This window comes from Candidatus Omnitrophota bacterium, from assembly GCA_040755155.1.
In the GTDB taxonomy this organism is placed as follows: domain Bacteria; phylum Hinthialibacterota; class Hinthialibacteria; order Hinthialibacterales; family Hinthialibacteraceae; genus JBFMBP01.
Window position 1 is genome coordinate 1 of record JBFMBP010000067.1, and the last position, 7,505, is coordinate 7,505.

Genomic DNA, 7,505 nt, shown 5'->3' on the forward strand with positions numbered 1-7,505 from the left:
TGCCCGGCTACCATCTTTATGCCGGCTTGTTCTGACGTTTTCCCGAAAAAACCGCCGTCCTGGCAGCATTGAGGAGTACCATCGCAATCGTTGCCGTCAATCAACCATAAATTTTTGTCAAGATGCAACATCTCTGTAGCATTGGTTATCGTGCGGATATCGGACATGGTGCGGGCGATTTTGGCGCGGATTTGAGCGTTGAGAAAATTCGGTACGGCAATGGCGGCTAGAATCCCGATAATCGCCACGACGATAAGCAATTCGATAAGCGTAAATCCTCTCGCCTTCATGTCGAATCATACTCCTTCCGCATTCCAATTATCATTTTGCGAATATAATTCCTCGGCAGGCGAGACGCCTGCTCTACCCAGGTTATTTCATTTGGAATAATCTAAACTCTTTTTATTGTTCCCACTGCTTTTCTCCGCGGGTATAACAGGCGTCTCGCCTGTATCGTACCGATTGTCATTAAAACAACTTATCCGCCGTATTGCTTCTTGTTGGATAGAACGCCTCCCGGCGTAAGACGATAGATGTCTCCCCCCGAATTAAGACCATTGGAAGCGTCGTAAACCAATACTCCCGTCGGAGGACTGCCGCCAATATCCTCTTTTTTATCCGGCCCCCGGCTGACGGTCAACATCACGCAGCCGGAATTCACGGCTCGAGTTATTGGTTCCTCGCCCCATGTCCATCCCGCTTTCTTCATCTCTTTGATATTCCAGCCGGGATAAAAATCTTCGTGCCCTCCCGTAAAGCGATGGATATTGTCTTTGAACTCCCCCAGGGAAAACCCATCTTTCGGAATTCCACTCATATATGGGATGGGCGTCGTCAACGCCGGATAGATGAAAACCGAATACCAGTTGATGCCGCCAAAAAAGGGAAAACTATTGTTATCCACATTGTAAGACATAAACGCCGTGCTCAACGCCTGCATGTCGGAATGACAACGCGCCACTTTGGCGCGAATCTGGGCGTTGAGAAAGTTAGGAACGGCGATAGCCGCCAACACCCCGATAATCGCGACGACAATCAATAATTCAATCAGCGTAAAGGCTTGACGAGTAATTTTTCCGTTTTCTTGTTTTCTTATCATCGCATTATCCCCTCTCGCCGTTTGGATTGTATGAGATTCGTTTTCATCGATTGTTTTTATAATGACAAGGTTCGAATAATTCAATTCATTTCTCTTGAGCCTCTTGCAATACTATATTATTCCTCCCTCAAGCTTGGGGGAGGATAGGAGGGGGTTGAGATAAGTCTAACAAAATCAACCCCCCTCTAACTCCCCCCAAGCTTGGGGGGAGAATTGAAAAGTAAATTATACCATTTTTGCAAGAATCTCTCTTGATATAAGGTAACAGAAAGCCATCGCCGACGCAAGAAAGTATTGAGATTCAACCATTTGAATTCATGACCGAGGATAAGAGCGCTTGAGGAAGCCAATTTTAATAGTAGGCGGCGAGAGTTTTTAGCGATTAGACGTTGGCGGAGGATTCTTTCTTGGCCGATAATTTCTTCATTAAGATCAGAGTATTTTTCCCATTTTCACGAAAATAATCCATCCCGTCGAGGAAGCGGGTCATGATATAGCGTCCCAGGCCGCCCGCTTTGCGATGGCAGATGTCGGAAGCGAAATCGGGATTGGTGGGCTTCGTTTGATCGAACGGCTTTCCTTCGTCTTTGATGGTTACGATGAATTCGTCTCCCCGCAGTTCCCATTGCAGCCAGATTTTGCCGTCCTCCCGATCGCCATAGCCGTAACAGGCAATATTAGTACAAGCTTCATCCAGGGATGTTTCCAATTTCCAAAGATTATCGTCTTCCATCCCCGACTGCCGGGCGGCATCGCAAACCAAGTGGCATATATTCGGCAGTTCTTCCACGCTGGCGGGAAAAATGGCGTTAAATTTCAGTTGATTGTTCATTCAGCCTTTCCACCCGGATAGCAATACGGATGCATTCTAAGAAAAACCATAGTAGATTGTACCACAGGAAAACGCAACTGAAAAGAAATGATGGGTGAAGAACGATAATTATCGCTTTTCCAACAAAATTTTTATTCAAAGAATACGAAAAAGGGCGCGTCTTTTATCCGGGATAAGGATTAAGCCGCGCCCTGAAACATTTATCGCTAATATTAACGATTACGGGATGACGGTAATAATATCGCCCGAACTCATCAATCCGTTGGAAATTTCGAATACGCCGGGGTAATTGTGCACCAAGTCCGGCCCGATGCTGACGAAATACCGGCCTTCGGGATAAGAGGATCTCGCCTTATCGAATAATGGCTTCGATGCTATGAAACGCAACGTCAAATCCTCTCCGGCGCCTCTCGCGGGAATTTTACCAGCATCGAGTGAGGCGTTGCCGTAAGCGCCGCCGCTGCACGTATAAAACGGTTCGGGATGGAGTACGGGACGGGCATTGGCGTCGCTATACATCTTCGATTTGGAATTTTTATAGGCTTGGAATATATCGATCGGCTCCGTCGAGCAATAAGCCACCGGCGTTGTTAGGCCATTGCCCCAAATATTGGTTAGATGGGAAGGGGGATGCAGAGGATAGGAACCCCAATCCGTTTGATACATCTGGCAGCCGGTGCTCAATGTCTTCATATTCGACGTAACTTGAGCCAATCTTGCCCGCATTTGCGCATTTAAGAAGTTGGGGACGGCGATCGCGGCCAATACTCCGATGATGGCCACAACGATTAACAATTCGATGAGAGTAAAACCAGCCTTTTTCATTCTGCAAACTCCTCCAAAACACAAGATTTATATATATCTATCTTATTTACCAAAAAATATCAGTTCCGTCAACTATCCCCCTCTCTATAACCGCTGTTTCAACAAAAAAAGATTATTGAATTCCGTTTATATCTAAATATAATCTTAATATTTTATTCTGCTATGAATTTCCATTAAATGTCAATATCATTCGGGTATTTTTTACATTTTTTTTATAATATTTCCCATAAACAACCATCTGTAATCATCATACATGAAATATGACGAATTATCGACTATATTGATTGAAGTTTCATGCTCAATTGATGCTTTCATTATAATGGAATTTCCGAAGACGCCCAATAGGATTTTTTTCTTCTTTTTTCGGGATGAAGTCTCTACGATCATGCGTTTCCTTTGATAAACTGGAAGAAATATGGATGCGGTGGGCTACGATTCGCTTTGAACCCACCCTACGGTTTTACTAACCAAGGAGGAGCGCCATGCCGCAGCGATTCTACCGAGAAGCCAATGACGATTATACGATTGTGGACAGCCTTAAGGATTCTCTGCGGTTTACGACTCGCCGCTGTCTGTCCGTTTATAAAGGAAATCTCTGCGCCAATTCCACTTTCGTCGATCCCGAAGGGCGGCCGCAGCCGTGGCACGAATTCGGCGAGTTGGAAGGCGTGGGTTGGGCGGCGAACGCCGTAGGCGGAGCGGGCGAAATCCTGCGATTCGCCCGCACGTTTAACGATGCGCGGCTGACCTCAATCGGAACCTCTATTCTCTTTCACGCGCTTGAAGGCGGCTTTTTTCAGGACGACGGCTTTCTTTATCCCTACCGCGATATTCGAACCGACGAACGGCGTTTGAATTACCTCCACGACAAAAAATTCGACAACTGGTTCTGCCCCGGCTCATCCGCCCATATCGTTCTGCAACTCTTATGGTCGTCTGACGAAGCGCCGGAACCGCTCGCTTCGCAATTGATCGAAGCCGCCCTACGGACAGCGGATTGGCTATGGAAGAACGTGAAGCCGTGCGCCAACGGCTGGTATCCCCGCCGCTGCCAAAAGGACGGCTCCCACGCCAACCATAACGCTTGGGGCGGCGTTCCCGATCCCCAATTCGACCATAGCGGAGACGGCGCTTACTTGCTTTGGCTCTGGTGCGAACTGACGCAGCGGGGATATCGGAATTGTTACAAAGAAATCCAACGAGCCGCTTTCGCCTACCGCGATATCGGCGGCGCTTTCGGCAGCATCAACCACGACACCTACGACGATCATGAGAACGTAGCCTACAGCGTCGGCTTCCGCGCTGTCACCCGCGCCGCCGATCTGCTGCGCGATACGGCTCTCTACGACTGGGCGCTGTCCCAATGCATGCACGGCCTCGAACGCTTCGAGATTGGCGACGACCGCAATAGTCTAGCTACGCGCGGCCTACTCTTCATGGAAGATTCCTGGGATACCTCGTACCTTTGGGAAAACGCCGAAGCGGCGATGGCGATGTTCGAAGGCGCCAAGGCGACGCGCATCCAATCTTACGAATTAAAAGGTCTCAGCATCCTGCGCGCCGCCGCTCTGCATCACCACGGTTCCCACGGATTCCTGACGGAAGGCGTAGATTGGAACAACCACAACGGCCAATGGCGCGAGGTGGAGGGGAAAAAGATACCCATTCACGTGAACGGCGTCGAATTCGGCGACGTAAATTACACGCAGCCTTTCCTCAACAATATGCACATCGCAACGCCGACGCTCTATTACCTCGAACAGTTAGCCAAACGCGCCCGCACGGCCAAGGGGCTGCAATTCCGCGATTTGGAGGATCATGTCTTGACGGTTATATCGTAAAGGAAAGCTGGTTGGCAAGGGCAAGGTTGTTTCTGCCCTTGATCTATTCCAATAATTTATATTCGTAAATTATGTTACGCGGGATGAAAAACAAGTTGAAGTTGTTTTCTCATCGTATTGAATCACGAATATGCGAAAGAAAAGGAAAGACGCGAAAAAAGACGTAAAATAATTCACGTAAGGGATTCATCTCCAAAAGGGATTTTTCCGTTAAATCAGAAAGAATCCGTGATATCTGTGATTCAAAAATTTCGTGGAATTCGAGCTTTTTCGCGTCTTCGTGATTCAAAAACGTAACAAAAATATTGCCCATGCGCCGCTCAGGGACGGTTTACCCACTTTGCGGGCAGGATGCCCGCACTCCCAGGCTGCGTAACATGAATTCGTAATACTTTTTAATTTTGAACGTTACATTGAATGAAAAAGTAATCGGTCAACGCCAGCGCCATCGGAGGGAAAGTTATCATGTGGGTGCTATGGATTTTAGCGGGCGTCATCGTTCTCATCGGCGAAATTCTTACGCCGGGCTTCGTGTTGGGGTGTTTCGCCGTCGGTTGTTTTGGAGCGGGCGCCGCCGCCAAATTCACGGATTCCATGACACTCCAACTGACCGCTTTCATCGCTTCCACTCTGCTCGGATTCTTCGCCGTCCGGCCTTTGTTTCTGCATTTTCTCTACGGCGCCTCCAGCGACGTAAAAACCAACGTCGACGCTTTGGCGGGACGGCGCGGCTTCGTCATCGAGCCGATCGACCCCCGTGAAAATAAGGGCAGGGTAAAAGTGGGCGGCGAAGATTGGCGCGGCGTCTCTATCGACGATTCTTCTATGGAAAAAGGAACGGAGATCGTCGTCCGCCGGGTGGAAGGAACGAAGTTGATTGTCGAACGCATTCAAAAACCTTACGGGAGTAAAACCAAATGATCGAACTATTAATCGAATACGGCATCTCCATCATTTTAATCGCTTTCGCTATCTTCGTCGTGCTGTTCGTCTCGATGGGTTTCAAAATCGTGCAGCAGGCGGAAACGATGGTCATTGAAAGACTGGGACGGTACAACCGCACGTTGAAATCGGGCATCAACATCATTTGGCCAATCATCGAATGGCCTCGGCAAATGGAATGGCGCTATCTGGCGGAAATGCCGGATGGGAGCAAGATCGGCCGCACCCAGCGCCAAAGCAAAATCGACTTACGCGAGATGGTCTACGATTTTCCCCGGCAAAACGTCATCACCAAAGACAACGTCGTCACGGAAATCAACGCCCTGCTCTATTTTCAAATCACCGATCCCATGAAGGCGGTCTATGAAATCGTCAATCTTCCCGACGCCATCGAGAAAATGACGCAAACCACCTTGCGCAACGTCATCGGCGAAATGGACTTGGACGAAATTCTTTCCTCCCGCGATACCATCAACAGCAAGTTGAGAGCCATCCTCGACGACGCCACCGACAAATGGGGCGTCAAAGTCAACCGCGTGGAATTGCAAGACGTCAATCCGCCTAAGGACATCAAAGACGCCATGGAAAAACAGATGCGGGCGGAAAGAAGCCGCCGCGCCGCCATCCTCGAAGCCGAAGGCGCCAAACGCTCTAAAATTCTGGAAGCGGAAGGCTTCCGCGAGGCGGAAATCAACAAAGCCGAAGGCGATAAACAAGCCCGCATCCTGCGGGCGGAAGGCGAGGCGGAAGCCCGCATCTGCGTTGCGAAAGCGGAAGCGGAAGCGCTCTCTAAGATCACCCAGGCCATCGCGGCCAGCGGCGGCAATCCCTCCAGCTATCTGATCGCCGTGCGCTACATCGATGCCCTCAAGGAGATGGTCTCCGGCAAGGACAACAAAGTAGTCTACATTCCCTTCGAAGCCACCGGCGTGCTGGGTTCTCTCGGCGGCATCAAAGAGATGTTGACGGGAATCAATCCACCTTCATGATCCATCTCATTCATCCGGCGAATTTCGACGAGGGCGGCGTTCAACCGCCCTCGATTCGTTTCACGGGTGGAATTTCTCTGCATAAACGGCTATTTTTTCTTTTGTATTATAAAAAATCATAAAAAACTAAAAACCAATGGAGGTTTATCTTTCATGCTGCGATTCAATTTCATCAGAACCATCATTGCCGTACTAATTCTCATGGGATGCCTAGGTCGAATTTCCTATGGCGAGGAAAAGGAATTCAAGCCCGATCGTTATGAAAAGGACATTCTCGCTTTCGAAGAAAAAGACCGCATCGATCCTCCGCCCCAAAACGCCATTCTTTTCGTTGGCAGTTCCAGCATCAGGTTGTGGGATTTGAAAAAGTACTTTCCCCATCTTAAAACTATCAACCGGGGCTTCGGCGGCTCTCACCTTTCCGATTCCCTCTTCTACGCCGACCGCATCGTCCTGCCTTATAAGCCGAAAATCGTCGTCCTCTACGCCGGAGACAACGATCTCAACGACGGCAAAACGCCGAATCAGGTATTCGTCGATTACTGCAATTTCGTCCGCAAAGTGCTCGAGGCGCTGCCGCAAACTAAAATTATCTACATCCCCGTCAAACCCAGCATCAAGCGCTGGGCGTTAAAAGATAAAATTTTTCAACTCAACAATTTGGTTATAGGCTTCAACCGCCAAGACGAAAGATTGTTCTATGCGGATATCTATACTCCCATGCTGGGGAAAGACGGAAATCCGCGTCCGGAATTGTTTGTGGAAGATAACCTGCACATTAACGACGAAGGCTACAAATTATGGACATCGATCCTTCAGCCATACCTCGTATCCGCCAAGGAGACAAAGAAGTGACTGGGAGACTCCCAGTCTCCCAGTCTTAAATCTCTTCCCGTAGTTGATAAAAGAAATAAATCGTTAGAGAAAAACAAACGAGATTCGGCGCCCATGCGCTGAGCCAAGCGGGCATTGCGCCG

At 48.9% G+C, this 7,505-nt stretch carries 8 protein-coding genes; 4 read left to right on the plus strand and 4 right to left on the minus strand.

Translation table 11 applies throughout. The features are described 5' to 3' along the window. The 4 genes from AB1656_08550 to AB1656_08565 form a co-directional block, all read right to left on the minus strand. A partial coding sequence (locus tag AB1656_08550) for a prepilin-type N-terminal cleavage/methylation domain-containing protein (GenBank protein MEW6235419.1) occupies positions 1-290 on the minus strand: 290 nt, incomplete at its 3' end. A gap of 188 nt (positions 291-478) precedes the next feature. Continuing rightward, complete coding sequence (locus AB1656_08555) at positions 479-1,099, minus strand: prepilin-type N-terminal cleavage/methylation domain-containing protein (protein ID MEW6235420.1); 621 nt, start codon at positions 1,097-1,099, stop codon at positions 479-481. Between the two features lie 382 nt (positions 1,100-1,481). Beyond that, positions 1,482-1,931 carry an ATP-binding protein gene (locus tag AB1656_08560; protein ID MEW6235421.1) on the minus strand — a complete coding sequence of 150 codons (450 nt, stop codon included), beginning with the start codon at positions 1,929-1,931 and terminating at the stop codon, positions 1,482-1,484. A gap of 219 nt (positions 1,932-2,150) precedes the next feature. Next, a complete protein-coding gene (locus tag AB1656_08565; protein ID MEW6235422.1) occupies positions 2,151-2,756 on the minus strand; it encodes a prepilin-type N-terminal cleavage/methylation domain-containing protein in 606 nt (201 codons plus the stop codon). Between the two features lie 482 nt (positions 2,757-3,238). Here AB1656_08565 and AB1656_08570 point away from each other — a divergent pair, with 482 nt between their 5' ends. The 4 genes from AB1656_08570 (at position 3,239) to AB1656_08585 (ending at position 7,383) form a co-directional block, all read left to right on the plus strand. Continuing rightward, on the plus strand, positions 3,239-4,597 hold the full coding sequence (locus AB1656_08570) for a hypothetical protein (GenBank protein MEW6235423.1): 1,359 nt from the start codon (positions 3,239-3,241) through the stop codon (positions 4,595-4,597). 465 nt (positions 4,598-5,062) lie between these two features. Further along, a complete protein-coding gene (locus AB1656_08575) occupies positions 5,063-5,518 on the plus strand; it encodes an NfeD family protein (GenBank protein MEW6235424.1) in 456 nt (151 codons plus the stop codon). Further along, the gene (locus tag AB1656_08580; protein ID MEW6235425.1) at positions 5,515-6,528 is read left to right on the plus strand and encodes an SPFH domain-containing protein; all 1,014 of its coding nucleotides are present in this window, start codon (positions 5,515-5,517) and stop codon (positions 6,526-6,528) included. Before AB1656_08575 ends, AB1656_08580 begins: the two co-directional genes overlap by 4 nt. Before the next feature lie 153 nt (positions 6,529-6,681). After that, positions 6,682-7,383, plus strand: a complete 702-nt coding sequence (locus AB1656_08585; protein ID MEW6235426.1) for an SGNH/GDSL hydrolase family protein — start codon at positions 6,682-6,684, stop codon at positions 7,381-7,383. Positions 7,384-7,505: the final 122 nt, after the last annotated feature.

Bases quoted from the DNA above. Each gene is read 5' to 3' on its own strand.
- AB1656_08555 (MEW6235420.1), bottom strand. From the start codon at position 1,099: ATGATAAGAAAACAAGAAAACGGAAAAATTACTCGTCAAGCCTTTACG.
- AB1656_08560 (MEW6235421.1), bottom strand. From the start codon at position 1,931: ATGAACAATCAACTGAAATTTAACGCCATTTTTCCCGCCAGCGTGGAA.
- AB1656_08565 (MEW6235422.1), bottom strand. From the start codon at position 2,756: ATGAAAAAGGCTGGTTTTACTCTCATCGAATTGTTAATCGTTGTGGCC.
- AB1656_08570 (MEW6235423.1), top strand. From the start codon at position 3,239: ATGCCGCAGCGATTCTACCGAGAAGCCAATGACGATTATACGATTGTG.
- AB1656_08575 (MEW6235424.1), top strand. From the start codon at position 5,063: ATGTGGGTGCTATGGATTTTAGCGGGCGTCATCGTTCTCATCGGCGAA.
- AB1656_08580 (MEW6235425.1), top strand. From the start codon at position 5,515: ATGATCGAACTATTAATCGAATACGGCATCTCCATCATTTTAATCGCT.
- AB1656_08585 (MEW6235426.1), top strand. From the start codon at position 6,682: ATGCTGCGATTCAATTTCATCAGAACCATCATTGCCGTACTAATTCTC.